The organism is Pseudomonas sp. NFACC14, assembly GCF_900106885.1.
GTDB classification, from domain to species: Bacteria; Pseudomonadota; Gammaproteobacteria; order Pseudomonadales; family Pseudomonadaceae; genus Aquipseudomonas; species Aquipseudomonas fluorescens_AA.
On record NZ_FNOA01000006.1, the window covers coordinates 191,601 to 218,464 of the forward strand.

Genomic DNA, 26,864 nt, shown 5'->3' on the forward strand with positions numbered 1-26,864 from the left:
ATCACCTTTCACTCGTCGCAACGATGCGACGGACAATAAAGTAGTTGGGTTGGCACGGTCTTCATGCCCTGGCCGCGATGGCCGCCAAGCGCAGCTCCCGGGAAGCGGCGTTGTCCGCCCGCCGCCCCAATTGCCAGCCCAAGTAACCCCACAGCAACGCGCAACAGGCGCCAATCATCGCGGCCGGACCGGCGCCCTGCCCTAGCAGGTCGAGCAGGCTCTTGGCCCAGCCGCTCAGGGCGTCACCCGCGCGATAGACCACGGTATCGATGAAGTTCTTGGCCTTGTATTTGCTCTCGGCATCCAGGGGGGCGAACAGCATTTCCCGGCCCGGTCGGACGAACGCGTACTCGCCGATCCGTCGCACGATCATCAGCGCTGCCAGCAGCGCGAACCCCGGCGCCAACGCCAGGCCGAGGAAACCGATGCACATGAGCAGCGGCACGATGGCCAGCAAGGCACGCACCCCCAGCCTCGGCGCGATACGACCGGTGATGAACAGTTGGGACAGCAACGCACCGGCCTGCACGATGATGTCGATAGTGCCGAAGATGCGCACTTGCGCCGCGCGATCCGGATAGAGCTCGGCCACCAGGCGCGCCTGTTCGAAGTAGAGAAAGGTGCTGACCGTCGCCAACAGCACGACGAACCCGGCGATTCCCAACAGGTAAGGTGACCTGAGCACCGCCGTCAAACCGCTGAACGGATTGCCCTGCAATGGCTGCCGGGGGCTTTGCGTCGGCGCGGCGCCGGGACGGCCCGCCCCACCCTTTTCGCGCCACCCCATCAACGCTCGTTTCAACACCAGCGTGGCCCCCAGCAGCAAGGCCGCCAGCAACATCAACCCCGAGGCGCCGAGAGGACCGATGAGCAGCGCGCTCAAAGCCGGGCCCAGCAGGCCGCCAACGCTGGCGCCCGCGGCGATGAAGGCAAACAGACGCTTGGCCTGCTCGCTGTCGAACACATCCGCCATCAGGCTCCAGGCCACGGAGACGACGAACAGGTTATAGACCGAGATCCAGACGTAAAAGACCCGGGCCAGCCAGATACTGTCCGGCTGGAACTGGAACAGCTCGACGAACATCAGCAGGTTGAAGCCAAAGAAGCCGTACACCCAGTCGATCAGGCGCAGGCGCGGCACTCGAGAGCTGAGCCAGGCGAACAACGGCACGGCCGCCAGCATGACCAGGAAGGTCGCGGTAAACAGCCATTGCAAATTCTCCACCCCCGCTGCGATGCCCATCGACTCACGGATCGGACGCAGCATGAAGTAACCGGTGAAGAGGCAAAGAAACAGCAGGAACCCGCACAGCGCCGGACGCAACTCGCCATCGCGGGCGTTCAGGGCGAGACTCAGCCGGTGCACATAGGAAGGCGTACTCATAGGGACTCCGGGGAGACGGCAACAAGGCAAAGGTCAAGCGCGGGACGGACGCCCGCGCCCAGGGTCGTATCAGCGATAGGTCACGCCGGTCAGGCGCTCGGAGACCGCCCAGAGTCGCTCGGCGTCCGCCTCCGCGCTGGCGGCAGGCGGCGTCTTGGCGAACCCCAGCGGACCGCGTCTTTCTCCATCACCGGTCGGGCCGTAATAAGCCCCGCCTACGGCTTGGGCAGCCGTGGCGGCATATAACGTGGGCAGCGCCCCTTGTGCCGCTGAGTGGTACGCGTCGCGGTCCTTTGCCCAGCGCCGACCGAACTCGCTGTCCAGGCCTGGACCTCGTTCGACCAGCTCGGTCACGGCAACGCCGGGGTGCGCCGCGATGCTGCGAATGCCCCAGTTTTCGGCGTCACTGCGCCGCTGCAAGGCAAAGGCCCAGTGCAGCACGGCCAGTTTCGATTGTGCGTAGGCCGCGTAGGGGTCGTATTTCTGCTCGCTCTGGAGGTCATCGAGGTTCATCGCGCCACGCGCAGCGGCAATGCTTGACAGGCTCACCACCCGGGCATCCTCGCTTTGACGCAAGAGCGGCACCAACAGGCCGGTCAGCGCGAAGTGCCCCAGGTAGTTGGTGGCCAATTGAAGTTCAAAGCCATCGGCGGAAGTCCCCCGCTCGGGAGGCGCCATGACGGCGGCGTTATTGATCAACACGTCGAGGCGCGGCAGCCGCTGGTTGAGCCGCTGGGCCAGGCCGCGCACCGATGAAAGGTCGGCCAGGTCCACGGCCTCGAACTGCACCTTGGCGTCGGGCACGGACTGGCGAATACGCGCAATGGCCTGCGCACCGCGTTCCGGGTTGCGCGCGGCGATGATCACGTCGGCGCCGGCGCGCGCCAAGGCCAGCGCGTCCTCATAGCCCATGCCACTGGTGCCACCGGTGATCAGGACAAGCCGACCTTTCTGGGACGGCATGTCGCCGGTCGACCAGTCTGGTTTCGGTGCGACGCGAGCGGACGCTTCGATACTCGCCGCACTGAGCAGCGCGAAGCCAGCGGCAAGGGTTTTCGCCAGTCTTCCAAGCCGGCTGATGTTGCTCATGCGGCCAATGGCGGGGGTTGTTGTGCTATTCCACATGGTGATGGTCCCTGTCTGAAGAATGAACCGGCATCGCCGGACGGTCACTGTCTCGAGCACGCCTCGGCCAACTGCAGAAAGCTGAGGTGTTTCTTTACCCCTTGGGTATTCAAGTAGGTCATCTTCGCTTGCACGACCTCGCACATCGGCGGTGTCGGTGCCTCGATACGGATGACCTTGGCGATGTCCAGCGGCATGCCATATTCGTAGGCCGGGACTTGCGTTTGTTCTTTGGCGAGCAGCGGCGAACCGCTCAGGGCGATGAGGACCAGCAGGCCGGCAATCGACAGATTTTGAGTGTTCATAGTGGACTCCACGACACTGTGTCCTCGGGGGACGGTCGTAGCACTTTAGGCGGGGGCGACTGACGTCAAGGTGACTGCTGGCTGACGGGAAGATGTCAAACGCGGGTGGGTTTTACTCGCGGGGCGACGACTAAGGCGTCGCCTGGTTCATCAAGGAAAATCCGAAGGTGTTGAGCCCGTTCTCGCTGTGGGCGAACACGCGCCCACCGTGCATGGACGCCACCGCACGCACGATGGAAAGGCCCAGGCCGTGGTGCGCATCGCTTCGCGTCCGGGCGGCGTCGGCACGGTAGAAACGCTCGAACAAACGCTCCAGGTGCACGGTGTCGATGGGCTCGCCGGCATTGGAAACGCTCACCTCGACCTGCATGCCGTGGTTGACCAAGCTTACCGTGACAGTGCTGGTCGGCACCGCGTACCGCGCCGCGTTCTGTAGCAGATTGGCCAGGGAGCGGTGAAAAAGACGTCGGTCGATGCACACGCGCATGTCGCCCTGGATCACCACGCTCAGCTGTTTGTCGTGCAACACCGGCTCCAGATACTCCACCGTCTTCGCCGCCTCTTCATAAAGCGAGACATCGCTGAGCTCGGTTGCCCGTTGGCCGCTCTCCGCGCCGGCCAGGAACAGCATGTCGTTGACGATGGTGCCCATCCGCTCCAGCTCTTCGAGGTTCGACTGCAGCAAGTCCTGAAGCTCGCTCACCTCACGCCCGTGGGCCAATGCAACCTGGGTCTGTCCGATCAGGTTGGTCAAGGGCGTTCGCAGTTCATGGGCGACATTGGCATTGAACCCTTCGAGCTGGCACCAGGCCGCTTCCTGGCGCGCCAGGGCGCCGTTGAACGACACCGCCAGTTCCTGCAATTCGCCCGGCAGCGCCTCGGTGTCCAGTCGCTGTTTCGAATCCCCCGGCGGCAGGCTATTGGCTTGATGGCTCAAGCGCCTCACCGGCCCCAGGCCGAAGCGCGCGATCCAGTAACCGAGCAGTGCAACCAAACCGATACCCAACGCCGAGGTCAGGATCAGTATTTTGGTGAAGTGGTCCAGGGTCTTCCTGAAGGGCGTTGAATCCAGCCCCACGATAAAGCGCAGTTCCGGACGGTCGCCCATGGCCGCAATGGTCTTGAGCAACACCATCATGGGACGCTCGCGCTCAGGGAGGTCGAGGGTAAAAAGCCCATCGGAGCGCGTCGACCAATCCTGGCCGTCCGGCATCGCCCCGCCGTAGCTGAAGGCCGGGTCATCGACCAGGATCCAATAGCGGACCCGTTCATCGGCGGGCGTCAGGCCGTCGAGCTTCTGGCGCAAGCCGACCCAGAACGTCGGCGAATCGTATTTCGCCAGCACCGGGTCGAGCACGGAATGGCGCAGGATCAACTCGTTCTGCATCTGCTCATCGAGCGATTGCTTCAAGGAACAACGCAGTAGCGTCGCGCTGATCGACATGATCAGCAGGACAGCGAGGGCGAACATCAGGGCGAGCCGCTTGGCGATCGATCGTTTCATCAAGACGTACCGCTTTGCCTGCCACTTTCCTCGCGGCTTTCCAGTACATACCCCATGCCGCGAACGGTATGCAGCAGCTTGCGTGGATACGGGGCATCCACTTTGGCGCGGACCCGCTTGATCGCGACCTCTACCACGTTGGCATCACTGTCGAAGTTCATGTCCCAGACCTGCTCGGCAATCATCAGCTTGGAAAGGATCTCGCCCTGGTGCCGCGCCAACAGGCTCAACAGGCAGAACTCCTTGGCCGTCAGGTCCAGCCGCAGCCCACCCCGGGTCACTTTGCGCGCCTGCAGATCGACCTCCAGGTCGTCGATGCGCAAATGCGTCAGGTCGGCCGAGTCACCCGCGTGACGACGGATCAAGGCCTGGACGCGCGCGACGAGCTCGGCAAATGAAAAAGGTTTGCCCAGGTAATCGTCGGCACCCTCGCGCAGGCCGCGAATGCGATCATCCACCGTCCCCCTGGCCGACAACATGATGACCGGGGTTTTCTTTTGCAGGCGCAAGCCTTGCAGCACGTCATAGCCGTCCTTGCCCGGCAGCATCACATCCAGGATCACCACGTCGTAGTCCCATTCCAGCGCGTAATGCAGCCCATCGATGCCATTGGTCGCGACGTCGACAATATAGCCAAGCTCGGTCAAGCCACGATGGACGTAGGAGGAGGTTTTTTCTTCGTCCTCGACAATGAGCAAACGCATCAGCTGATTCCTCTGCGGCAACGGGGGCAACCCAATGAGTCTAGACAGTGAAGGTGTCTGGAGGCTGACCGCTTCCTGACATTCTTGTCAGAAACGGTTCAATGGCCAACCTCGACGCACGATAACCAAGGCTCAGATGGATACCGTTTCCGCGGGAGAGAAGTCGGCGAGCAATTCGATGAAGGATTGACGCAACCAACGATTCGCCGGGTCATGGTGGAACCGCGTATGCCAGTAAAGATGAATGTCGTAGCCGCAAATGGCCCAAGGCAGCGGCACCAGGCGCACATCGGTGATTTCGGCGAAACGTCGGCCGACCGCCAGGGGCACGGTGGCGATCATGTCGGACTCGGCCACCAGAAACGGCACGCCCATGAACCGTGGCAAGCTGAAGCGCACCCGGCGCGTGACGCCATGGGCGGCCAGTTCACGGTCCAGCACACTCATGCCTCGCTCTTCGGCCTGGACCGCGACGTGCACGGCCTGCTGGTACTGTTCGGCACTTATGCTGTCGCCGATGGTGGGGTGATCGTTGCGCACGATGCACACGAACGAGTGACTGTACAGCGCCCTATTGCGGATCGAGGTGTTGAGCAGGCGCGGGAAATAGCCGATGGCCGCGTCCACCTCGCCGGCGTCCAGGCCCTCCTCCAATTGCTCCGACGACAATGCCTGGGTGCGAATTCTCAAATTCGGCGCGGCCTTGTCGAGCATGCGCATCAGCCGGGGCAGGAACACCATTTCGCCAATGTCCGACATGCACAGCACCAGTTGTCGGTCGGAGTGTTCGGGGATGAAGCCCGTGGACGGCAGCACTTCGCTGCTGACCATCTCCAGGATCCGCTGCACCGGCTCGGCGATCTGCAGGGCCCTTGCGGTAGGCTGCATGCCGCGGGAAGTCCGGATGAACAAAGGATCGTCGAACAGCGTGCGGAGCTTGGCCAGGGCGAAACTCATGGCAGGTTGGCTGAGCCCCATGAGATCGCCGGCCAGGGTCACGCTTTGCTTTTTGCGCAGCGCATCGAAGACTTTCAGCAGGTTGAGATCGACGTCCTTGATATCCATATTTTGGATTTTATCTATAAGTGAAATAAGGTTTTCGGATTCTAGGTCGAAGCCTAGACTCGGCACAAGATCGTTAACTCGATTAACCGAATTGACATCCCCCATAACAATAACGGAGCACACCATGCCCAAGAAGCTGCGCAGCAATTTCCCCTACGGCTCCTATTTATGGGCCGTACGCGCCGCCCAGTGGCGTGCCTTGGGCATCGACGAAAGCGAGTTGGAGAAACCCAAGATCGCCATCGTGAACTCATCGTCCAACCTGGCGATCTGCTTCAGTCACCTGGATGGCATCGCGGAGGTCCTCAAGCAGTCGATACGCGATGCCGGCGCCCTGCCCTTCGAAATTCGCACGGCCGCCCCCAGCGACTTCATCACCGGTGCCGGTGCCGGCGGCGCCTACATGCTCGCTGCCCGCGACCTCATCACCAACGATATCGAAGTCGCGGTCGAAGGGGCTCAGCTCGACGGCATGATCTGCTTGGCCTCTTGCGATAAAACGGTACCCGGCCAACTGATGGCTGCCGCCCGCCTGAATATCCCGACCCTGGTGGTGGTCTGCGGCTACCAGCCAAGCGGCGAGTACAACGGCAAGCATGTCGATATCGAAGACGTGTTCATCAGTTCCATGCACGTGGTGACCGGCACGCTGCCGGTCGATGAGCTGGCCGGCATGGCCCGCAATGCCATCAAGGGCCCCGGGGTCTGCTCGGGGATGGGCACCGCCAACTCGATGCACCTGGTGTGCGAAGCCCTGGGCATGGCCCTGCCTGGCAGCGCGCCGATTGCCGCCAACAGCCCGCAGATGTTCGATTTCGTGCGCCAGGCCGGCCAGCGCATTGTGGAAATGATCGAGGAAGACCTCAAGCCTCGGGATATCCTGACCCCCAATGCCTTCGCCAACGCCGTCGCGACCATTCTCGCCGCGGGCGGCTCCGTCAACACCATCAAACATATGCAGGCGGTAGCCGCCGAAGGCGGCGTCGAGGTCGACGTCTATCAACTCTTCAGGGACCTGGGAAACAAGGTGCCGGTGCTGGTCGGTGTACGGCCGGTGGGAGAACACAGCATCGAGCAGATGGAGGCCGCGGGTGGCGGGCGTGGGCTGCTCAAGCGCCTGGAACCGCTGCTGCATGGCGACGTGCTGACGGTCACCGGGAAAACCCTGAAGCAGAACCTGCAAGGGGTAACCGTCAGCGATGACGCGGTGATCCGCCCGCTGGACAACCCCTTCGCCACCCAGCCCGCCATCGTGATGCTGAGCGGCAACATCGCGCCCCAGGCGGGCATCGTCAAATACGGCATCGACCCGAACAAGATGCGCCGCTTCGAAGGCCCTGCGATCTGTTTCGAGCGCTCCGCCGATGCGATCCAAGCCTTGCAGGATGGCCGCATACAACCTGGCCACGTGGTGGTCATGCGCGGTGCCGGTGTGCGCGGCGGCCCGGCCATGGGCGGCGGCGCCTCGAAAGTGGTATTCGCCATCGACGGTGCCGGGCTCGGCGACCACGTGGCCATGCTGACGGACGGCCATCTTTCAGGGTTGGTGTGCAAGGGGCTGGTGGTGGCCGAAGTCGCGCCTGAAGCGGCCGTCGGTGGTCCGTTGGCGCTGGTCGAGGACGGCGACATCATCACCATCGACCTGGACCACAACAGCCTCGACGCCCATGTCAGCGAAACCGACATGCAGGCGCGGCGCGCCCGTTGGCAGCCTCTGGCGCCGCAGTTCGGCGGCGGCTGGCTGGATATCTACCGCCATAACGTGTCTTCCATGGAGCGCGGTGCGGTACTGATCAAGCCGCGCGACATCACCCACGCCGGAGAACAACCGCAATGAGGTTGCGCGACGACGAGAAAGCCATGCTTGCCGGCGATCAAGGCCCGGCCGTGCAGAAAGCCATGGACCTGCTGGTGCGTTATGGCGAGGCCCTGGATGCACAATGCCTGGTGGACACGCGGAATGTGGCCGGAACCATCGGCGCCACCACCCCTTTCCTGCGTCAGTACGCCGAACGTGAGGGCGGCATGGACGCGGTGTTCAGCGAGTTCAACCTCGACAGCGCCGAGGTGGTACAGATCCCCAAGGTCAAGGTCTTCAGCAGTCACCTGCAACAAGGCATCGACCCTCGGCACGCCAAGCGCCAGGGCATTGGCGAGGACGTGGTGCGCATTTATGAAACCGGCCAGGCCTACAGCAGCGGCCTGGGCGTCCAACCGTTGAACACCTGCACGCCTTATCAAGTCGGCAACGTACCGGTGAAAGGCGAGCACTGCGCCTGGATGGAGTCTTCCGCCGTGATCTACATCAACTCGGTGCTCGGCGCCCGAACCAATGCCGAGGGCCGGGAAAGCACCGGCGCGGCGATGCTGACCGGCAAGATTCCCTATTGGGGCCTGCACCTGGACGAGAACCGTCGCGGCACCCACCTGATCCAGTTGGACATGGACGTGAGCACCACGGCCGATTGGGGACTGCTCGGCTACTGGGTCGGTGAGCAGGTGCAGGATTGCATCCCGGTCATCGAAGGGGTGAGCCACCAGCCCAATCTGGCTCGCCTCAAGCACTTCGGCGCGGCGGCAGCTTCCAGCGGTGGCGTGGAGATGTATCACCTGGTCGGGGTCACGCCGGAAGCACGCACCCGCGAGCAAGCGTTCGGCGCCTCCCGGCCTTCAGCCATCTTGCGCTTCGGTGAAGCCGAACGGCGCTGGGCCTATGAGCAAGTCAACGTCACGGCGCACGATGCACAAGTCGACTTCGTCATGCTGGGCTGTCCGCATTACAGCCTCGAACAACTCTGGGAAGTCTGCCAACTGCTGGAAGGCCAGCGCCTGAGTGCGAACACCGAGCTCTGGATATTTACCGCCGCGTCGATCAAGCAACTGGCTGACGTGGCCGGTTACACCCGCATCATCGAGCAGGCCGGCGGGCATGTGATGACCGATACCTGTTCGGCAATCGGCAAGGTGCTGCCCAAGGGCACGCGCGTGGCGGCCGTGGACTCGGCCAAACAGGCCCATTACCTGCCGGCGATCATGGGCATCCAGGCGTGGTTCGGCACCACCGCCGAATGCATCCAGGCGGCCATCGACGGCCGCTGGAAAGGAGTATTGAGATGAGCGCAACCTTTACCCTCCGAGGCCGCAAGGTCGTTGGCGGCTGCTTCGAAGGCGAAGCCCTGGTGACCCATGACCGCATCTCTGGCTGGGGCGGCATCGACCCGCGCAGCGGCACCGTCATTGAGACCCGCCACGAACTCAAGGGCATCAGTTTTGCCGGCAAAGTCCTGGTATTTCCGGGGGCCAAGGGCTCGTCCGGCTGGTCCTCGCAGTTCCACATCGCGCGCCTCGCCGGCGTGGCCCCTGGCGCCATGCTGTTCAATGAAATGACTGCGAAAATGGGCCTGGGCGCGGTGGTCGTGCACGCACCCGCCATGACCGGCTTTACCGAGGACCCGCTGGAGCGGATCCGTACCGGGGACTGGGTGCGCGTCGATGCCGACGCCGGGATCGTCGAAGTGACCCCACGCTCATCGTGCAGTGACCCGCCCCTACCGCAACAGCCCAACGCTCCGCAGCGAACGCCGGCGCCGTCGTAACCCGAAGAAACCCGCTGAAAACAACCGCTCCCCGTGGTCATCGGCCAACGGGTTCGGGTTCGGCTGCCTTTTTTACCCCACAAAGGAAGTTTTATGGCTCATGTCATTCGCACGGTACGCCGTACCAGCGCCCCCACCCCGCAACGCCTGCAGGCTGATGTCTGCATCGCCGGCGCGGGTATTTCCGGTATTTCCGCCGCCCTGGAGGCCGCCGCGCTCGGCAAGCGCGTCGTGCTGTTCGATGCCCTGCCCATGCTCGGTGGCCAGGCGGTCGGCTCGATCATCGGGACTTTTTGCGGTTTGTTCTCCAATGGCCCGAACCGCCAGTTGCTGACCCATGGCATCGCCGACGGCATCCTTCGCGACCTGGGCGCCTCGGGCGATTTGCACCAGGCCATCGGTCCCTTGACCACCGTGGTTTACTACGACGAAGTGGCCCTCGGTCGCTGGATTGGTCAAAAGGTGCTCGACGCTGGCATCACCGTGGTGCTCGGTGCGGTGTTGCGTGAGGTGGTGCGCGAAGGCCCGCGGGTCCAGGAAGTGGAGTTGGCCACCCGTTATGGCGACGTGCGCGTGGCGGCCAACGGCTTTATCGATGCCAGCGGCGATGCGGCACTGGTCTGGAACGCCGGGCTCGCCTGTCGCGAACCGGACACCCCCATCTATGGCACCCAGATGTTTGTCCTTGAGCATATCAATGAGGCCCACCTGCCGACGCGCGCGCAATTCACCGAACGGGTCAAGGAAAAAGCCAGGCACTACGGCATCGAGCGCGACGACGGCCTGTTCTTCCAGTTCCCCGGACGTGGCACGGCGGCGTTCAACATGACGCACATCGAAACGCCCCTGGATCCGGTTGCCGCGTCTCACGTCGCCCTCGCCGGGCGCCAACAGGTGGACCAGGTGATCCACTTCCTCAAAGCGGAGTACCCCCAGGCCTACGGCAAGGCCAGGGTGCGAGCGTATGCATTGCCCGGCATTCGCCAGACCCGCTGGATCGTCGGCCAACATCACCTGACCACCGATGAAGTGCGAGCCGCTACGATGTTTCCGGATGCGGTGGCGCGCACCTCCTGGCCGGTGGAATTGCACGGCGACAGCACCGGTTACCAGTGGGAGCCCTTTGGCGACGACCATGTCCACAGTGTGCCGTTGCGCAGCATGCTCCCCGAAGGCAGCGATAACTTGGTGGTCGCGGGCCGCTGCATTGACGCTGACGCGGCCGCGCTGTCGAGTGTGCGCGTGATGGGGCCGTGTATTGCCATGGGGGCCGCGGCCGCCCATGCACTGGATCTGGCTGGCCCGGACGGGCGCCTGAGTGATATACCCGCGCAGGTGTTGCGCGAACGGCTGGCGTTCAATCTGGAATAGGTTTTTCAAGCAGTTCGATGCGCCCGCCATGTGAACGGGGGGGCGCCACTCCGACAACAATAAAAAATGCAGTGGAGAACGCACATGTCACAGTCCCGTACCCTGGATGTCGCGGCGCTTATAGAGGCGCGCAAACTGTCACGTTTCAACTACGTGGTGATTCTGGTTTCGGTCTTGATCACCTTCCTCGACGGCTTCGACTTGTTGGTGCTCTCCCACACCGCCTCCTACATCGCCGATGAGGTCGGCCTGGACAAGATCCAACTGGGCGAAATCTTCTCCATCGGCCTGCTGGGCATGATGCTGGGCGGGTTCTTCTTCGGTTACCTGGGGGACCGCATCGGACGGCGCCCCACCATTCTGTTTTCCACCTGCTCGTTCGGCCTGTTGACGTTGCTGTTTGTCATGGCCGACAGCTACGAATCGCTGATGGTCCTGCGTTTTTTCAACGGCTTCGCCCTGGGCGCCATGTTGCCGTTGTGCTGGGCCTTGAACATCGAGTTCGTTCCCAAGCGTTATCGCTCCACGGTGGTCACCATCATCATGGTCGGGTTCAGCCTTGGCAGCGCGATGGCCGGCCCGCTGACGGTGTGGCTGGCGCCGCATATCGGTTGGCAGGGCGTGTTCGTGTTCGGCGGTGTGGTCACATTGTGCGCCTGGGTGCTGTTGTTGTTCACCCTGCCCGAATCGGTGCGTTTCCTGGCCAGCAAGCGCCAGGCACCGGAGAAAATCGCGGCGATTCTCAAGCGCATGGACCCGAACCTGGACGTGCTTCCTACTGACCAATTCGTCCTGCTGGACGAGCCGGACATCGGTCGCCAGGCATTTCGGGTCAGCCAGTTGTTCATCGGCCGCTTGAAATGGATCACGCCCATGATCTGGCTGGGCTACTCCGCCAGCTCCATGGCCATGTATTTCCTCGCCTCCTGGAGCCCGCTGGTCTATCAATACGCTGGCTTCGACCGCGCGACAGCGTCGTGGGTCAGCTCGATCGCATCCTTCAGCGGTGCGATGGCGGGCCTGGCGATGATGCGTTTCGTCGATACCCGTGGACCGTACATGGTGATGATCTATCCGTTGCTGGCCTTGCCTTTCCTGCTGGTACTGGGCATCACCGGCATGCAAGGCACCGCGTTCCTGATGTTGAGCCTGGTCGGCGGCGTGTTCGTCAAAGGCTCCCACTATGGGATCCTCAGCATCGCCGGGGTGTTCTATCCCAGTGCCATTCGCGCCAATGGCGCCGGCTGGGCCACCTCCATCGCCAAGATCGGCTCGATCCTCGGCCCATTGCTGGGCGCCTATGTGCTCAATAGTGGCCTGCCGGTGGTCAAGAGTTTCCTGGTCCTGGCGGTCTGCCCCGCCGTGCTGGCGGCCTGTGCCTTCGTCATTGGCCACCTGACACGCCGCCATCGTGGGGCGGCCCCCCTGCCCGCCTCATCACAGACCTGAGCACCTTTCTGCCGGCTTACCGCGCCTGACCCAGGCAGCCCGTACCGCGTCGCTATCGACGCGGTCAGGCAAAACTCGTCCTGAAAATCCTACTGATCCTGAGACCAATAAAAATGAACAGGAACCTTCTTCTCGCCGCCGCCCTGACGCTCTGTGGCCCAGTCACCGGCGCCCATGCGGACTTCATCAAAGACAGCAGTGCGACGCTGACGACACGCAACTTTTACTTGAATCGCGATTTCCGCCAGAGCGACGCGCCTCAGGCCAAGGCCGAGGAATGGACCCAAGGCTTCATTGCCGAGCTGCAATCGGGCTACACCGAAGGCACCGTTGGCTTCGGACTCGATGCCCTGGGCGAACTGGGGATCAAACTCGACTCCGGCGCGGGCCGCCGTGGCGGTGGGCTGTTGCCTTATGGCCCCGACAGCAATCAACCGGTGGACGACTACAGCGAATTGGGGCTGACCGCAAAAATGCGCCTGTCCAAGACCCAGCTCAAGGTCGGCACGCTGATGCCGATTCATCCGCTGGCGTATTACAGCGATACCCGACTGTTGCCCTCCACCTTCACCGGTGCCTACCTGACGTCCGGCGAGCTCGACAACTTGACCGTCACCGCGGCAAGACTGACCAAAGCCAATGGCCGCGACTCATCCAGCAACGACGACATCGGTTATGCCGGCCAAAGCAGTGATCACCTGGACCTGCTCGGCGGCGATTACACCGTCGGCAAGCAACTGACCCTGCGCTACCACTACGGTGAGCTGCAAGACATCTACCGCCAGCAGTTCGCCGGCCTGATCCATGTACTGCCCCTGGGTGAAGGCGTGAGCCTGCGCTCCGACCTGCGCTACGTCGACAGCGATGATATCGGTGTTGGCAAAGCCGGGAAAATCGATAACCGCAACTTCAATGGCATGTTCACCCTGACCGTCGGGGCCCAGCGCTTCTCCGCGGCGTTCCAGCGGCTGTCGGGCGAGAGTGTGTTTCCGGTCATCGATACCGGCACGCCCTACGTGGCGAACCTGGTCACCTACAACTCGTTCATCAAAGCCAACGAGAAGTCCTGGCAGTTGCGCTACGAGTATGACTTCGCCGCGCTCGGCGTACCCGGCCTGACGTTCATGACCCGTTACGTGAAAGGCAGCGATATCCACACGCGCACCGTCAGCGACGGCAGTGAGTGGGAGCGCGACACCGACCTGGCTTACGTTTTCCAAAGCGGTGCCCTGGAAGGCCTGAACGTGCGTTGGCGCAACCTCACCTTCCGCTCCGGAAACGGCCTGACCCAGCAACTCGATGAGAACCGCCTGATCGTGGCCTACACCTGGAAACTGTGGTGAGCCCCGCCCACCGGAACACTCGCTCGCATACGTCTTACCGGGAGAACACCCATGACGTCGTCACGTGCCATTGATGTCGCCGCCCTGATCGAGGGGCGCAAACTGTCGGGCTTCAACTATCTGATCATCTGCGTGTCGGTGTTGATCACCTTCCTCGATGGTTTCGACTTGTTGATGCTGTCTCATACCGCCGCCTATATGGCCGAGGACATCGGCCTGGACAAACTGCAACTGGGCAACATTTTTTCCATCGGGTTGTTCGGCATGATGCTGGGCGGGTTCTTTTTCGGTTATCTCGGCGACCGGATCGGGCGACGTCCGACCATCATGCTGTCCACCAGTGCCTTTGGTGTGCTGACGCTGCTGTTCACCTTTGCCGAGAGCTACACTTCGCTGCTGGCGCTGCGTTTTCTCAACGGTTTCGCCCTGGGCGCCATGCTGCCGCTGTGCTGGGCACTGAATATCGAATTCGTGCCCAAGCGCTACCGTGCCAGCGTGATCACCCTCATCATGGTCGGCTTCAGCCTGGGGGGCGCGGCAGCCGGTCCACTGACCGTATGGCTCGCACCTCAGTACGGCTGGGCCAGTGTGTTCGTGTTGGGCGGCATCGCCACGCTGCTCTCCAGCGTCCTGTTGTTTTTTACCCTGCCGGAGTCGGTGCGGTTCCTGGTGAGCAAGCAGAAGCAACCGCAAACCGTGCTGCGAATCCTCAAGCGCCTGGATCCCGGCATCGATGTGCGCGCCGGGGATCGCTATTTCCTGGCCGATGAAATCGACATCGGCCGCCAGCCATTTCGGGTCGGCCAGTTGTTCATCGGCAAACTGAAATGGATCACGCCCATGATCTGGATCGGCTTTGGCGCAAGCTCCATGGCCATGTATTTCCTCGCGTCATGGAGCCCGCTGGTGTATCAGTATGCGGGCTTCGACCGGGCTACCGCGTCCTGGGTAAGTTCCTTCGCGTCCTTCAGCGGTGCCATGGCCGGGCTTGTTCTGATGCGCGTCGTCGATACCCGAGGGCCCTATGCGGTGATGATCTATCCCCTGCTTTCATTACCCTTCCTGCTGGCGCTGGGCATTGGCGACCTGCAAGGTAACGCCTTCATTGCGCTGAGCATGGTCGGTGCCATCTTCGTCAAGGGCAGTCACTACGGCATCACCAGCATCGCCGGGATTTTCTACCCCAGTGCCATTCGCGGCAACGGCGCCGGCTGGGCCGCCTCCATGGGCAAGTTAGGCTCGGTATGCGGGCCGCTGCTCGGTGCCCATGTGCTCAACAGTGGCATGCCTGTCGTGAAGAGCTTCGCGGTATTGGCCCTGTGTCCCGCGCTGCTGGGTGTATGCGCCTACACCGTGGCGCGCATCGATAGACGTTCAGCCATGGAAACCGAGCTATTGAGCCCGGCGAAACCCTAGAAGAACAGCAGTGGGTACGCAGCTTCACACCCCTATGGCCAGGGTGTCTGAGTCAGCATTCACTTTCATGGTTATTCGATTAAAGAATCAGATATATAGCTAATGAAACTAAGCAAACGACCTTTCAGTCACCTATCTTGACCTCAGCATCTGCCAATCTGGCCGCATGCTAAAGACCGCAAGACTGATAAGGAGATCGCCTCTGTGGTGGATGTGCAGCAAACGTTGAGCTTGATTTCCCTTCACGTTCCCTTTGGCGGCGCCTTCGCCTACGGCGCCACTTTTCTTACGACGGCCAACTGACGCCCGAACCCGAGCCAAGGAAGCCGCTCATGGCAATCACCCAAGACAACCGTTTGGTGCAGGTCGACAGCCCTCTGGGCGGCGATGTCCTGTTGCTGCAAAGCATGGAGGGCAGCGAAGAGTTGGGGCGGTTGTTCCACTACGAATTGGACCTGACCTCCGAAGACCGGGCGATCACGTTCGACCAGTTGCTGGGCAAGCCGATGGGCCTGACCCTGGAGCTGTACGACGGCGCAAAACGCTATTTCCACGGCATCGTCTGCAGTTGCCGGCAGTTGACCGGGCACGGCCAGTTCGCCGGTTACCGCGTCAGCCTGCGGCCCTGGTTCTGGCTGCTCACGCGCACCTCCGATTGCCGGATTTTCCAGAACAAGACGGTGCCGGACATCATCAAGCAGGTGTTCCGTGACCTCGGCTTCTCCGATTTCGAAGACAGCCTGAGCGGCAGCTATCGCGAGTGGGAATATTGCGTGCAGTACCGTGAAACCAGCTTCGACTTCGTCAGTCGACTGATGGAGCAGGAAGGCATCTATTACTACTTTCGCCATGAAAAAAACCGTCATGTGCTGGTGCTGGCCGATGCCTATGGTGCCCACTCCACGGCGGCGGACTACGCCTCGGTGCCCTTCTACCCGCCCGATCGGCAAATGCGTGAGCGCGATCATTTCTACGACTGGCAACTGGCACGGGAAGTCCAACCCGGCTCGCTGGCGCTGAACGACTACGACTTCCTGCGCCCGCGTGCCAGCCTCGAGGTGCGCTCCAGCGTACCGCGCAACCACACCAACGCCGACTACCCGCTTTACGACTACCCCGGTGAATACGTCCAGAGCAACGATGGCGATCACTACGCGCGTACTCGCATCGAAGCCATCCACAGTCAGTTCGAGCGTGTGCAATTGCGTGGACGCGCCCGCGGCATCGGTTGCGGTCATGTGTTCACGCTCACGGGATACGATCGTGCGGACCAGAACCGCGAGTATCTGGTGGTGGCCGCCCGTTATCAGATTCGTCAGGATGCCTATGAAAGCGGGCAGTCTGACGTCGCCGAACAGTTCGTCAGCGAGCTGGACTGCATGGACGCCAACCAGGCCTTCCGTCCTCTGCCCCTCACTCCGATGCCCATCGTCCGCGGGCCGCAGACCGCCGTGGTGGTGGGCCCCAGTGGCGAGGAGATCTGGACCGACCAATATGGCCGGGTCAAGGTGCATTTCCATTGGGACCGCCATGACCAGTCCAATGAAAACAGCTCCTGCTGGATTCGCGTCTCCCAGGCCTGGGCCGGCAAGAACTGGGGATCCGTGCAGCTCCCGCGGATCGGCCAGGAAGTGATCGTCAGTTTTCTCGAGGGCGATCCGGATCGGCCGATCATCACCGGCCGTGTCTACAACGCTGAACAGACCGTGCCCTACGGGTTGCCGGCCAATGCCACCCAGAGCGGGGTGAAAAGCCGTTCAAGCAAGGGCGGCTCGCCGGCCAACTTCAATGAAATCCGCATGGAGGACAAGAAAGGCGCCGAGCAGCTGTTTATCCACGCCGAGAAAAACCAGGACATCGAGGTCGAGAACGACGAGACCCACTGGGTTGGCCATGACCGCCGCAAGACCATCGACAACGACGAGACCGTGCACGTCAAACACGACCGCACCGAAACCGTCGATAACAACGAAACCATCACCATTGGTGTGGATCGCAAGGAAAAGGTCGGCAATAACGAAACCATCTCCATCGGTGTGAACCGCACCGAGGATGTCGGCAGCAACGAGAAAATCACCATTGGCGCCAATCGCACCGAGAAGGTGGGCAGCAACGAGACCATTACCATCGGTGCGGACCGCACGGAAAAGGTCGGCGCCAACGAAAAAATCAGCATTGCCAGCAACCGGACCGAGGACGTGGGTGGCAACGAGACCATCGGCATCAGCGGCAACCGTAACGAAACGGTCCAGGGCAACGAAGGCATCGAGATCAACGGCAACCAGAGTACCCAGATCGGCCAGAACGAATCCCGCGACGTCGCCCAGAACCGCAGCACGGGCATCAAGCAGAACGACAGCCTGGACGTGGGCAAGCACTTCTCCCTCAACGCTGGCGACTCCATCAGCCTGACCACGGGCGCGGCCAGCATCACCATGAAGAAGGACGGCACCATCGTGATCAGCGGCAAGAACATCACCATCGACGGCTCCGGCGCCATCAACATTAAGGCGAACAAGAACGTGGTCGTCAAAGGCCAGAAAATCCTGCAGAACTAGCCACGGAGTGGGCGCCATGACCGTTGAATATCATTTTCCTGTTTCCTCTACCGCCGCGCCCGCGCGCGTGGATGGCGTCGTGATCGGGGTGCTGCTGGATGTGCCCGGGGCGGACGCCCCGGTGGTGGCCTTCCCGGGCTGCCCCGGCGAAACGGGCCTCGCCGCGCGCACCACCACCCCGCTCACCCGTGAAGACATCGGTGCCCAGGTCGCGCTGATGTTCGAGGCCGGCGACCTGACCCGGCCGCTGGTGATCGGTCGCATCCAGCGCCTGCCGCAAACCTCGACGCCAACCGCCGCCCACCTGGACGGCGAGCGCCTGGAGTTCACGGCAGAGCGGGAAATCGTCCTGCGCTGCGGCAAGGCCAGCATTACCCTCACCCGTGAGGGCAAGGTGCTGATCCGTGGGACCTACCTCTCAAGCCGATCATCCGGCGTGAACCGCATCAAGGGCGGTTCGGTGCAGATCAACTAGACAGGTAGTCGACTCATGGAGCTGCTCAACGCCAGCAAACTGCTTGCTGCCTACACCCAGGGCATGGAGCCCGATGGCCGCGAATCCCTGGTGATCGTGGCCAAAGGCACGTTCAATTTGCCGCTGGACGGTCGGGCGGCAACCCTCGCCGACACCCAGCAACCGTTGTTGATGGCCGATGCGTTCGTCGGCGAACCTGGCCTCAGTGCCCCACTGCAGGAAATGGACTTCGCCCCAATCAAGCCATTCTGCGATGTGCTGGTACGCGGCAAGGCCTATGCCCCAGGCGGGCGGCCCGTGACGCAACTGGCCGCAGGCATTCGCGTCGGTCAGATGAGCAAGGCTTTTTCCGTCCTCGGGCCCCGCCGATGGCAACCGGGGCTATTGGGTGTTTCTCCCGGTTTGCCGCAGCCCTTTACCGAGCAGGACATCTCTTATGCCCAGGCCTACGGAGGCTCCCATCCCATGGGCAACAAGCCGGACATGCTGCATGGGTATCCGGACAACCCGAGTGGTTGCGGTTGGTTTCCAGGCAGCATCGACAGTGCGCAAATCGCGGGCAAGCTAATGCCCAATACCGAGGAGTTGGGCAAGCCGATCGACAGCCCCTCCGGCGACTTTCGCCCCATGGCGCTCGGTCCCATTGGCCGTAGTTGGCCGCAACGCGTCCGGTTTGCCGGTACTTACGACGAAGCCTGGTTGGCCGACTGCTTTCCGTTTCTGCCGCAGGATTTCGACCGTCGCTACTTCCAGGCGGCCCCCGACGACCAGCAGATTCCTTACCCGCGTGGCGGCGAGGACGTGCTGCTGCTCAACCTCACGCCCCGGGAGCACGCGAGCTTTCGCATCCCCGAAATGGATGTGCCAGTGACTTTCTTCCTGAAAAAAGGTGGCCATGAGACTGTGCAGGCGGTGATCGATACCCTGCTGATCGACACGGACGCACGCCAGGTGCAACTGACCTGGCGAGTCTCCCGTCCCCTGCAGCGCAACCTGTTCGAGATCGCCCAGGTGCTGGTCGGCACGATGTCCACGGGCTGGTGGCGCGCCCGTGAACTGGGCAAGGATTACTACCCGTCGCTGTCCTCCCTGGTAAGAGCCAAGCAGGCGCCCGAGGAGACGGACTGGTGACTGCGCTCTGTATCATCGGCTCCGGCATGGTCAGCGCTGTCGGCCTCACTGCACCCGCAAGCTGCGCGGCGATCCGCTGTGCCATCGACAATTTCCAGGAAACCCGCTTCATCGACCAAGGTGGCGAGTGGTTGATTGCCGCCAGCGTACCTCTGGAGCAGCCCTGGCGCGGCCGCATCAAGTTGCTCAAGATGGCCGCCCGCGCCATCGCCGAGGCGTTACAGAGCACCCCCGGGGTTGACCCGGAAAAGACCCCGCTGCTGCTGGGCGTGGCCGAAGCCGAACGCCCCGGCCGTCTGGATGGACTCGATAGAAGACTGTTGCAGGACATCGAAGCGGAACTGGGCCTGCGCTTTCACCCGGACTCCACCGTCATCGCCCGCGGCCGGGTCAGCGCCGCCGTGGCCCTGCTGAATGCACGCACGCTGATCTATCAAGGCGGCCATCGTCACGTGTTGGTCGCAGGCGTCGACTCCTTCCTCTGCGGACCGACCCTGGCCGCCTTCGAAGAGCGCGAGCGCCTGCTTACCAGCGAGAACTCCAACGGTTTTATTCCCGGCGAAGGGGCTGCGGCTGTGGTACTGGCTGCTCCGGTGGCCAGCGCAACGCCGCAACTGGCTTGCATCGGCCTGGGGTTCGGTGTGGAGAAGGCCACCGTGGAGGCCGAAGACATTCCCTTGCGCGCCGAAGGCCTGACACGAGCTGTGCGGGCAGCCCTTGGCGAAGCCGGCTGTGGGTTGGAGCAAATGGATTATCGGCTCACCGACATCTCCGGCGAGCAGTACTACTTCAAGGAAGCCTCCCTGGCCCTCAGCCGGACCCTGCGCGTGCGCAAGGAGTTCTTCCATCTCTGGCATCCGGCCGACTGCATCGGCGAAGTCGGCGCCGCCATCGGTCCGGCCATGCTCGCGGTGGCGTTGGCCGCCAGTCGCAAGGGCTACGGCGAAGGTCCGAATATCTTCTGTCATCTTGGCAACGACGCCGGCGAGCGCGCCGTCGCGCTGCTCAGTTACCAGACTGTGAGGGCTGCCTGATGGCGAATGAGGTCTACGCCAACAATATGGAAGTTTCCTGCAAGTCGGCGGCGGGCAAGTCGATCGCCTGCTTCCCGGATGTCTGCTTCACCCCGCCCCAGGCTCCGCCCACCCCACTAGGGGTGCCGATCCCCTACCCCAATACCGGCATGGCGAAGGATACGACCAGGGGGACACGAACGGTCAAAATCACCGGCAAAGAGGTGATGCTCAAAGACAAGAGTTGTTTCAAGACCAGTACGGGTGATGAAGCCGGGAATACGCCGAAGAAAGGCGTGGTGACCAGCAAGATCAAGGGAAAGGTGTACTTCATTGCCTGGTCGATGGACGTGAAGTTCGAAGGGGAAAATGTCGTCAGGCATTTAGACTTGATGACTCATAACCATGCGTCCAAACCCGGAAATACGCCTCCATGGGCTTATACCGACGCCTCCGCGACGGCGCCTGTGGAGCGCTGCAAGAAAGAAGTCGCCAGGAAAAACAAGGCATGTGGGGAGTTGAAGACCAAAGCCGAACGGTGTGGCGACAAGGCCTGTACGGCCGCAAAAAAGTGTTTGCTGGTCTCCAAGAAACAGGCGGACTCCAAGGCGCAGAACAGTGAAGTAGCCTGTTGTCCTGGCGAAACTGGCCACCATCTCGTTGAAGCCCACAGTTTTACAGTGCCAGGCACGAATCGCCAGACGCCGCTTCCTCAATTCCCCAACTACGACGAAAAAGACGCACCGTGCATTTGCGTGCAATGCCCTCAGGACGGAAGCGGACGTTATGAAGGGGATCATGGCTTCATGCATGCAGCCCAAGGCAAGCTGGAACAGGCCGCGATAGAGCGCGCGCCAACCGCCCAAAAGGATTACGCCTGGAACTATGGCCAATCCCGTGGAGCGGGCGTACGAGCGCTCCAGCAAACCTTTCCGAAATCGAAATGCTCAAAGAAATGCCTGGAAGCGCAGCTAGACGCTTACCACAAGAATACGGTGGGAGTCGGGGACAAAACCCCAGTGAGGACTCACACCCCCAACCTTCAAGACAATCAGAAAGAGCTGGCCCACGAAATGATCCCAGAGGTCACTATCAGTGCTTGGTAGCTCAATTGGAGCAGGGACGACATGACTCAAACATTGGATTGGACGCTGAGCCGAGTAGCGGTCTTTGATAAAAACCGCGTCTATGTACTTGCCTACTCCAAACGCGAGCCCGGCACCCGCGTTTTTCGATGGACCGGAGGATGGGACAACTATTATGTTCAAGGGATCTGCGCCGGTATCTGCGCCGTTCGCGGCGCACCTCCCGAAATCCTGACGCTGTGTGCCGATGGTCGCGTTCATCGCGCTGCGCCTGACGGGCAAGCCTACGAGGATATCGTCGCGGAAAAACCCAGCAAACACGGTTTGCTGCGCGACATCCGCCCTATCGGTGCAAATGTCTACGCCACCGGCTTCGGCCGCCAGGTCTATGTTCGAAAGGACAGAGTCTGGCAGCGCTGCGACAAAGGGGTGGTCGAAGACCCGACCGCCGACAGCCTCAGTGGCTTCGAGTCCATCGACGGTTTTAATGAAGATGAAATCTATGCCACCGGTAACCAGGGCGAAATCTGGTACCGCTGGCAGGGTACCTGGCAGCGCAGCGAAAGCCCGACCAACATCATTCTGGAAAACGTTCTCTGCGCGCCCGATGGCGTGGTTTACATCTCAGGCCAGTTGGGCATCGTCATGCGAGGTCGTCTCGACCGCTGGGAGCTCGTTGAGCATGAGCTCACTGAAGATACCTTCTGGGACATGGCCTGGTTCAATGATCAACTCTGGCTGTCAACCACCAAAGCCCTCTATACGCTACAAGGCGACAAGCTGGAGAAGGTCGAGACAGGACTTCCCGGCGATCAGACCTTCAGATACCTCGACGCGAATGAGCAGTGCCTATGGTCATCCGGTGAACGACACCTTGCCGCTTTTGACGGAGCGAATTGGATACGCATACCCAGTCCTTGAGACGAATGCAGAGAAATACATGGAAAGTTTGTCACCGATTCTCGACCAACACACCGAAGAGGCCAGTTTCCTCGCGGTCCTAAGGGACTATGCCGTACGTGCGCCACACTACGATCTGGACCACCTCGGCACGCTCGACAACCGCATCGACGCCCATCTCGATGGCCTGCGTATCGCCGGCCCAGCGGGGCTGGAAACGCTGCTGGGCCAACTCGGCCCACACGCCATCGGCGAGATGTTCGCCAGCGTGGTGCTGGCTTTCGAGGCGGCCAACGCCAAAGTGCTGTCGCGGCTCAGCGAGCAGTTGCGCAGTGCCTTGGAAACGGAGCGCGGTTACCTGATGGCCCTGGGCTGGCTCGACTGGGAACGGGTGTCTCCGTGGATAGAACGTATGCTCGCCTCCCCCGAGCCGCTGTTTCGCCGTCTCGGCCTTGCGGCCTGCGGCATGCATCGCCACGACCCCGGCCCCGCCCTGCTGGCCGGGCTTTCCGATGCCGACCCAAGCGTGCTGGCACGTGCCGCCCGCACGGCGGGCGAACTGCGCCGGCGTGACCTGTTCCCGTCGATTCGTGCCCACCGCCAGCATGCAGACACCGCCACGCGCTTCTGGGCCAATTGGGCCACTGTCCAAATGGGCGACCAGCAGGCCTTGGAGCCTCTGCGCTCATTCGCCGAGCAACCGGGCGAGTTCCAATACCGCGCACTCGGCGTACTGCTGGCTTGGCAAGAGCGCGACTCCAGCATCGCCTGGATACGGCAATTGGTACAGGATCCCCGGGATCGGCGCATCGGCATCCAGGCCCTTGGACTGCTGGGCGATCCGGTCAGCGTGCCCTGGTTGATCCAGCAGATGAGCGACCTGCCCTATGCCCGCGTCGCCGGTGAAGCCTTCAGCCTGATCAGCGGCGCTGACCTGGCGTTGCTTGATCTGGAATTGCAGGACCTGCCGGATTTCGATGGGGGCCCGAACGACGACCCTGAAGATCCCAATGTCGCCATGGACCCCGATGAAAACCTGCCCTGGCCCGACCCGCAGGCAATCGAACGATGGTGGCAAGCCAACGGCGGACACTTTCAGGTGGGGACTCGTTACATGCTGGGATTGGCCCATAGCGAACACAGCTTTCAGCAAGCCCTTGTCCGCGGCCAGCAACGCCAGCGCATCGCCGCGGCCTGCGGTCTCGCCCGCTTCCGGCCCGACGAAGTGCTTTTCCCTACCAGCGCGCCGGCTTGGCGGCAAAAGCGGTTGTTGGGAATGACGGCGCTGTTCGGGCGTTGACCAGGATGTTTATATAGCGCTCCGACACCTGGCAATCACTTACCCCCCCCTCTGGAGGCACCATGCCAAACGCAACTGGGCAGAACCCTGTGGCACTCATCAGTGGGGTTGGAAGCGAGATCGGAATCGGCATGGCGATCGCACGCAGGCTGGGCGCCGCCGGCGCCCGATTGATCGTCACCGCGAGCAGTGCTCGCATCCTTGAGCGCGTCGCGCAGTTGCGTGCCGAAGGGTTCGAAGTGGAAGGGCGGGCCATCGACCTTACCGATGAAAACCAGGTGCGTGAGTTTATGGTGTGGGCAGAGTCCGTCTGGGGGCAGGTCGATATTCTGGTGAACAACGCGGGCATGGCCATGCAAGGCAGTCCGGAGAGCTTTTCCGAGTTGGCGGTCATGGACCTGCACACCTGGAACCTGACACTGGCGCGCAATCTCACCACGGCTTTTCTACTGACACGGGCTGTTCTGCCCGGTATGCGGGCGCGCCGATACGGGCGGATCGTCAACATCAGCTCCACGACCGGCACCCGCTGCAGTAACCCTGGTGAAGCGGCTTACAGCGCCGCAAAGGCCGCGATGGTCGGAATGAGCATGAGCCTGGCGCTGGAAGTCGCCCAGCAAGGGGTCACTGTAAACAGCGTCGCGCCCGGCTGGATCGCCACAGGGTCGACCACTGCCGAGGAAGCCACCGCGGCAGGCTACACGCCGATGGGCCGGGCGGGACGGCCCGAAGAGGTGGCGGCACTGGTGGCTTTTCTGGCGTCTTCAGAGGCGAGCTACATCACGGGCGAAGTCATCGTGGTGGATGGCGGCAACTGCTTGGTGGAGAACAAGGCCCCTTGACCTGAAATCCATGGTCAGCACCTTTTCCTGTGGGGGCTGGGCCAGTCACTTGAATAACTCACTGCTCATGAAATCAATGAACACCCGCAGTTTCGGCGCCAGGTGTTTGCTTGAGGGCCAGAGCATGCGGAAGGTGCTCTGATGCCTGTTGAAGTCGTCCAGGACGGTGACCAGCTCACCGGCCGCGATGGCCTCATGCACAGTGAAATCCGGCACGCAGGCGATCCCCAGCGCATCATGCACCACGTGCAGCAACGCCTCGGTGGTGTTGCAGACCAGGGTCGCCGGCAGGTTGAGTTCCGGCTCCCCGTCCCCGTTTACCGGCCAGACCTGCATCCTGCCAGTACTGGGAAACTTGTATAACAGGCAGGCATGGCGCAGAAGATCCGTCGGTACGTGCGGTGTGCCGTGTTCGGCGAAGTATCGGGGCGAACCGACCACAACGAGCTTGAACGGGCCCAACGGACGGGACATCAGCCGGGAGTCGTTCGGCTCTCCGGTCCGAATGACCGCATCGAACCCCTCCTCGATGATGTCCACCAGCCTGTCGGAAAAATCCAGGTCCAGTTCAATACTGGGGTAGCGCCGCATGAAGGCGATCAGCGTCGGCATGACCAGGTCCGCGACGAGAGGCAGGCTCACGCGCAGTTTGCCCCGAGGCGCTTGGCGGGTTTGCGACAGTTCCTGCTCGGCCGCTTCGACCTCGCAGAGAATGCGCCGGCAACGTTCGAGAAACAGTGTCCCTTCCGCCGTCAGCGTGATACTTCGCGTGCTGCGATGAAACAGCCGCACTCCCAGCCGTTCCTCGAGCCGGGCGACGCTTTTGCCCACCGCCGAAGACGAAATGCCCAGCGCCCTGCCCGCCTCTGAAAAACTGCGGGTTTCGGCCGCGCGCACAAAAAAATCAATTCCGCTCAGTGATTCCACGCCAGCTCCCATTGCGGACATTTTTTCCGATGTGTTGTGCACTCTAGCATTCTTGTCTCGCCAAAGAGGGGCACCTACCGTAGTCGACACTTATCAATCTGCGATTGACCGCGTCGTCCCGGCGGGTCAGGAGCGTTCCAACAGGTGACACATGACGATTGCCAACACCCCTATCGACGCCGATGCCGAGGTCGTTCAAGACACTGCGCCGCTTCCCATCGGATCACTGTTTGCCCTCGCACTGGCGGCGTTCGTGACCATCCTCACCGAAGCCTTGCCCGCCGGTCTTCTTTCACAGATCAGCGAAGGGCTGGCGATCTCCGAAGCCCTCGCCGGCCAATTGGTCACGGTCTACGCGATCGGTTCCTTGCTGGCGGCCATTCCATTGACCGCCGCGACCCAAGGCATGCGACGCAGATCGCTCTTGCTGACGGCCATCGCCGGTTTCGCCGTTGCCAATACCGTCACGACGTTTTCTACCCATTATGGTTTGACGATTGTCGCGCGCTTGCTGGGTGGCGTATCGGCCGGGCTGCTGTGGGCCTTGTTGGCCGGTTATGCCGCCCGCATGGTGCCTGAAAGCCAGAAAGGTCGAGCGATTGCAATCGCCATGGTGGGCGCGCCCTTAGCGTTGTCCCTGGGCGTACCGGCTGGCACGCTGCTCGGCAATCTTGTCGGCTGGCGAATGAGCTTCGCCCTCATGAGCCTGTTCGCCGTGGCCTTGATGGTCTGGGTACGACTCAAGGTGCCTGACTTTCCCGGGCAGGCCTCCAACAAACGTCTTGCCTTGGGCCAGGTCTTCACCCTGCCGGGCGTTCGCTCGGTGTTGTTCGTGGTACTGGCTTTTGTCCTGGCGCACAACATTCTCTTTACCTACATCGCTCCGTTCTTGACGGCGGCAGGCCTGGGCGATCGGACGGATCTGGTCCTGTTGGTCTTTGGCGTCGCGTCGTTACTGGGGATCTGGGTCGTCGGCATGCTGATCGATCGCCATCTGCGGGCGTTGACGCTCGCAGGTACGGTGCTGTTCGCCCTTTCGGCAATGATGCTAGGGGCAATGAGCGACAGGCCTGCGGCGGTGTATATCGCCGTGGCCGCTTGGGGAATCGCTTTCGGAGGGGCTGGGACGCTGTTCCAGACAGCCATCGCCAAGACAGCCGGTGATGCGGCGGATCTGGCCCAGTCAATGCTGGTCACGGCCTGGAACCTGGCCATTGCCGGCGGCGGGATCGTCGGCGGCATTCTGCTCGACCACCTGGGGGTCGTGGCGTTTGCGCCGGTCCTGGTCATTCTCCTGCTGCTGACGTTGGCGGTGGTGTGGTCGGCCAGGCAGTGCGGGTTTACGGCAGGCATGGGCTGAACATGCACTCC

At 62.1% G+C, this 26,864-nt stretch carries 23 protein-coding genes; 16 read left to right on the plus strand and 7 right to left on the minus strand.

Annotated elements, in window-relative coordinates:
• Positions 1–61: 61 nt before the first annotated feature.
• The 6 genes from BLU85_RS12380 to BLU85_RS12405 form a co-directional block, all read right to left on the minus strand.
• Complete coding sequence (locus tag BLU85_RS12380) at positions 62–1,384, minus strand: NTP/NDP exchange transporter (RefSeq protein ID WP_092199726.1); 1,323 nt, start codon at positions 1,382–1,384, stop codon at positions 62–64.
• Between the two features lie 69 nt (positions 1,385–1,453).
• The gene (locus tag BLU85_RS12385; protein WP_092199729.1) at positions 1,454–2,509 is read right to left on the minus strand and encodes an oxidoreductase; all 1,056 of its coding nucleotides are present in this window, start codon (positions 2,507–2,509) and stop codon (positions 1,454–1,456) included.
• A 44-nt stretch (positions 2,510–2,553) separates the two neighbouring features.
• On the minus strand, positions 2,554–2,814 hold the full coding sequence (locus BLU85_RS12390) for a DUF2790 domain-containing protein (protein ID WP_092199732.1): 261 nt from the start codon (positions 2,812–2,814) through the stop codon (positions 2,554–2,556).
• Between the two features lie 130 nt (positions 2,815–2,944).
• Positions 2,945–4,318 (minus strand): heavy metal sensor histidine kinase, encoded by a 1,374-nt coding sequence (locus BLU85_RS12395; protein ID WP_092199735.1) that lies wholly within the window; start codon positions 4,316–4,318, stop codon positions 2,945–2,947.
• Positions 4,318–5,022, minus strand: coding sequence for a heavy metal response regulator transcription factor (locus tag BLU85_RS12400; protein ID WP_092199738.1), 705 nt, complete (start codon positions 5,020–5,022; stop codon positions 4,318–4,320). Before BLU85_RS12400 ends, BLU85_RS12395 begins: the two co-directional genes overlap by 1 nt.
• 132 nt (positions 5,023–5,154) lie before the next feature.
• Positions 5,155–6,087: a LysR family transcriptional regulator gene (locus BLU85_RS12405; protein ID WP_092199741.1), complete on the minus strand. Its 933-nt coding sequence runs from the start codon at positions 6,085–6,087 to the stop codon at positions 5,155–5,157.
• Positions 6,088–6,211: 124 nt separating this feature from the next.
• Between BLU85_RS12405 and BLU85_RS12410 the strand changes: the two genes are divergently transcribed.
• From BLU85_RS12410 to BLU85_RS12480, 15 genes are all read left to right on the plus strand, one after another.
• Complete coding sequence (locus tag BLU85_RS12410) at positions 6,212–7,924, plus strand: dihydroxy-acid dehydratase (protein WP_218190013.1); 1,713 nt, start codon at positions 6,212–6,214, stop codon at positions 7,922–7,924.
• Positions 7,921–9,204, plus strand: a complete 1,284-nt coding sequence (locus tag BLU85_RS12415; RefSeq protein ID WP_092199744.1) for an aconitase X — start codon at positions 7,921–7,923, stop codon at positions 9,202–9,204. The genes BLU85_RS12410 and BLU85_RS12415 overlap by 4 nt, the downstream gene beginning before the upstream one ends.
• Positions 9,201–9,683: an aconitase X swivel domain-containing protein gene (locus BLU85_RS12420; protein WP_170847577.1), complete on the plus strand. Its 483-nt coding sequence runs from the start codon at positions 9,201–9,203 to the stop codon at positions 9,681–9,683. Before BLU85_RS12415 ends, BLU85_RS12420 begins: the two co-directional genes overlap by 4 nt.
• Before the next feature lie 93 nt (positions 9,684–9,776).
• Complete coding sequence (locus BLU85_RS12425; RefSeq protein WP_092199750.1) at positions 9,777–11,054, plus strand: FAD-dependent oxidoreductase; 1,278 nt, start codon at positions 9,777–9,779, stop codon at positions 11,052–11,054.
• Between the two features lie 84 nt (positions 11,055–11,138).
• On the plus strand, positions 11,139–12,503 hold the full coding sequence (locus BLU85_RS12430; protein WP_092199753.1) for an MFS transporter: 1,365 nt from the start codon (positions 11,139–11,141) through the stop codon (positions 12,501–12,503).
• Between the two features lie 113 nt (positions 12,504–12,616).
• Positions 12,617–13,846: an OprD family porin gene (locus tag BLU85_RS12435; RefSeq protein ID WP_092199756.1), complete on the plus strand. Its 1,230-nt coding sequence runs from the start codon at positions 12,617–12,619 to the stop codon at positions 13,844–13,846.
• Between the two features lie 51 nt (positions 13,847–13,897).
• A complete protein-coding gene (locus BLU85_RS12440) occupies positions 13,898–15,262 on the plus strand; it encodes an MFS transporter (RefSeq protein ID WP_092199759.1) in 1,365 nt (454 codons plus the stop codon).
• Positions 15,263–15,594: 332 nt separating this feature from the next.
• Positions 15,595–17,820, plus strand: coding sequence for a type VI secretion system Vgr family protein (locus tag BLU85_RS12445; protein ID WP_092199762.1), 2,226 nt, complete (start codon positions 15,595–15,597; stop codon positions 17,818–17,820).
• Positions 17,821–17,836: 16 nt separating this feature from the next.
• Positions 17,837–18,295, plus strand: a complete 459-nt coding sequence (locus BLU85_RS12450; RefSeq protein WP_092199765.1) for a DUF6484 domain-containing protein — start codon at positions 17,837–17,839, stop codon at positions 18,293–18,295.
• Between the two features lie 15 nt (positions 18,296–18,310).
• Positions 18,311–19,426: a DUF2169 family type VI secretion system accessory protein gene (locus BLU85_RS12455; RefSeq protein ID WP_092199768.1), complete on the plus strand. Its 1,116-nt coding sequence runs from the start codon at positions 18,311–18,313 to the stop codon at positions 19,424–19,426.
• Positions 19,420–20,460, plus strand: coding sequence for a beta-ketoacyl synthase N-terminal-like domain-containing protein (locus tag BLU85_RS12460; protein WP_092199771.1), 1,041 nt, complete (start codon positions 19,420–19,422; stop codon positions 20,458–20,460). The genes BLU85_RS12455 and BLU85_RS12460 overlap by 7 nt, the downstream gene beginning before the upstream one ends.
• Entirely contained in the window at positions 20,460–21,545 is a 1,086-nt protein-coding gene (locus tag BLU85_RS12465; protein WP_092199774.1) for a PAAR-like domain-containing protein, read from the plus strand. The genes BLU85_RS12460 and BLU85_RS12465 overlap by 1 nt, the downstream gene beginning before the upstream one ends.
• 21 nt (positions 21,546–21,566) lie before the next feature.
• Positions 21,567–22,445: a hypothetical protein gene (locus BLU85_RS12470; RefSeq protein WP_092199777.1), complete on the plus strand. Its 879-nt coding sequence runs from the start codon at positions 21,567–21,569 to the stop codon at positions 22,443–22,445.
• A 19-nt stretch (positions 22,446–22,464) separates the two neighbouring features.
• Positions 22,465–23,724: a TIGR02270 family protein gene (locus BLU85_RS12475; RefSeq protein ID WP_092199781.1), complete on the plus strand. Its 1,260-nt coding sequence runs from the start codon at positions 22,465–22,467 to the stop codon at positions 23,722–23,724.
• A 62-nt stretch (positions 23,725–23,786) separates the two neighbouring features.
• Positions 23,787–24,566 carry an SDR family NAD(P)-dependent oxidoreductase gene (locus BLU85_RS12480; protein ID WP_092199784.1) on the plus strand — a complete coding sequence of 260 codons (780 nt, stop codon included), beginning with the start codon at positions 23,787–23,789 and terminating at the stop codon, positions 24,564–24,566.
• A gap of 45 nt (positions 24,567–24,611) precedes the next feature.
• Here the strand turns inward: BLU85_RS12480 and BLU85_RS12485 are convergent, their stop codons facing one another.
• Entirely contained in the window at positions 24,612–25,493 is an 882-nt protein-coding gene (locus BLU85_RS12485) for a LysR family transcriptional regulator (protein WP_092200024.1), read from the minus strand.
• 151 nt (positions 25,494–25,644) lie between these two features.
• On the opposite strand from BLU85_RS12485, the gene BLU85_RS12490 reads away from it, so the two are divergent.
• The gene (locus BLU85_RS12490; protein ID WP_092199787.1) at positions 25,645–26,853 is read left to right on the plus strand and encodes an MFS transporter; all 1,209 of its coding nucleotides are present in this window, start codon (positions 25,645–25,647) and stop codon (positions 26,851–26,853) included.
• Positions 26,854–26,864 lie beyond the last annotated feature (11 nt).

Excerpts from the sequence above, each read along its gene's own strand:
- BLU85_RS12380 (WP_092199726.1), bottom strand. The coding sequence starts at position 1,384 with ATGAGTACGCCTTCCTATGTGCACCGGCTGAGTCTCGCCCTGAACGCC.
- BLU85_RS12385 (WP_092199729.1), bottom strand. The coding sequence starts at position 2,509 with ATGTGGAATAGCACAACAACCCCCGCCATTGGCCGCATGAGCAACATC.
- BLU85_RS12390 (WP_092199732.1), bottom strand. The coding sequence starts at position 2,814 with ATGAACACTCAAAATCTGTCGATTGCCGGCCTGCTGGTCCTCATCGCC.
- BLU85_RS12395 (WP_092199735.1), bottom strand. The coding sequence starts at position 4,318 with ATGAAACGATCGATCGCCAAGCGGCTCGCCCTGATGTTCGCCCTCGCT.
- BLU85_RS12400 (WP_092199738.1), bottom strand. The coding sequence starts at position 5,022 with ATGCGTTTGCTCATTGTCGAGGACGAAGAAAAAACCTCCTCCTACGTC.
- BLU85_RS12405 (WP_092199741.1), bottom strand. The coding sequence starts at position 6,087 with ATGGATATCAAGGACGTCGATCTCAACCTGCTGAAAGTCTTCGATGCG.
- BLU85_RS12410 (WP_218190013.1), top strand. The coding sequence starts at position 6,212 with ATGCCCAAGAAGCTGCGCAGCAATTTCCCCTACGGCTCCTATTTATGG.
- BLU85_RS12415 (WP_092199744.1), top strand. The coding sequence starts at position 7,921 with ATGAGGTTGCGCGACGACGAGAAAGCCATGCTTGCCGGCGATCAAGGC.
- BLU85_RS12420 (WP_170847577.1), top strand. The coding sequence starts at position 9,201 with ATGAGCGCAACCTTTACCCTCCGAGGCCGCAAGGTCGTTGGCGGCTGC.
- BLU85_RS12425 (WP_092199750.1), top strand. The coding sequence starts at position 9,777 with ATGGCTCATGTCATTCGCACGGTACGCCGTACCAGCGCCCCCACCCCG.
- BLU85_RS12430 (WP_092199753.1), top strand. The coding sequence starts at position 11,139 with ATGTCACAGTCCCGTACCCTGGATGTCGCGGCGCTTATAGAGGCGCGC.
- BLU85_RS12435 (WP_092199756.1), top strand. The coding sequence starts at position 12,617 with ATGAACAGGAACCTTCTTCTCGCCGCCGCCCTGACGCTCTGTGGCCCA.
- BLU85_RS12440 (WP_092199759.1), top strand. The coding sequence starts at position 13,898 with ATGACGTCGTCACGTGCCATTGATGTCGCCGCCCTGATCGAGGGGCGC.
- BLU85_RS12445 (WP_092199762.1), top strand. The coding sequence starts at position 15,595 with ATGGCAATCACCCAAGACAACCGTTTGGTGCAGGTCGACAGCCCTCTG.
- BLU85_RS12450 (WP_092199765.1), top strand. The coding sequence starts at position 17,837 with ATGACCGTTGAATATCATTTTCCTGTTTCCTCTACCGCCGCGCCCGCG.
- BLU85_RS12455 (WP_092199768.1), top strand. The coding sequence starts at position 18,311 with ATGGAGCTGCTCAACGCCAGCAAACTGCTTGCTGCCTACACCCAGGGC.
- BLU85_RS12465 (WP_092199774.1), top strand. The coding sequence starts at position 20,460 with ATGGCGAATGAGGTCTACGCCAACAATATGGAAGTTTCCTGCAAGTCG.
- BLU85_RS12470 (WP_092199777.1), top strand. The coding sequence starts at position 21,567 with ATGACTCAAACATTGGATTGGACGCTGAGCCGAGTAGCGGTCTTTGAT.
- BLU85_RS12475 (WP_092199781.1), top strand. The coding sequence starts at position 22,465 with ATGGAAAGTTTGTCACCGATTCTCGACCAACACACCGAAGAGGCCAGT.
- BLU85_RS12480 (WP_092199784.1), top strand. The coding sequence starts at position 23,787 with ATGCCAAACGCAACTGGGCAGAACCCTGTGGCACTCATCAGTGGGGTT.
- BLU85_RS12490 (WP_092199787.1), top strand. The coding sequence starts at position 25,645 with ATGACGATTGCCAACACCCCTATCGACGCCGATGCCGAGGTCGTTCAA.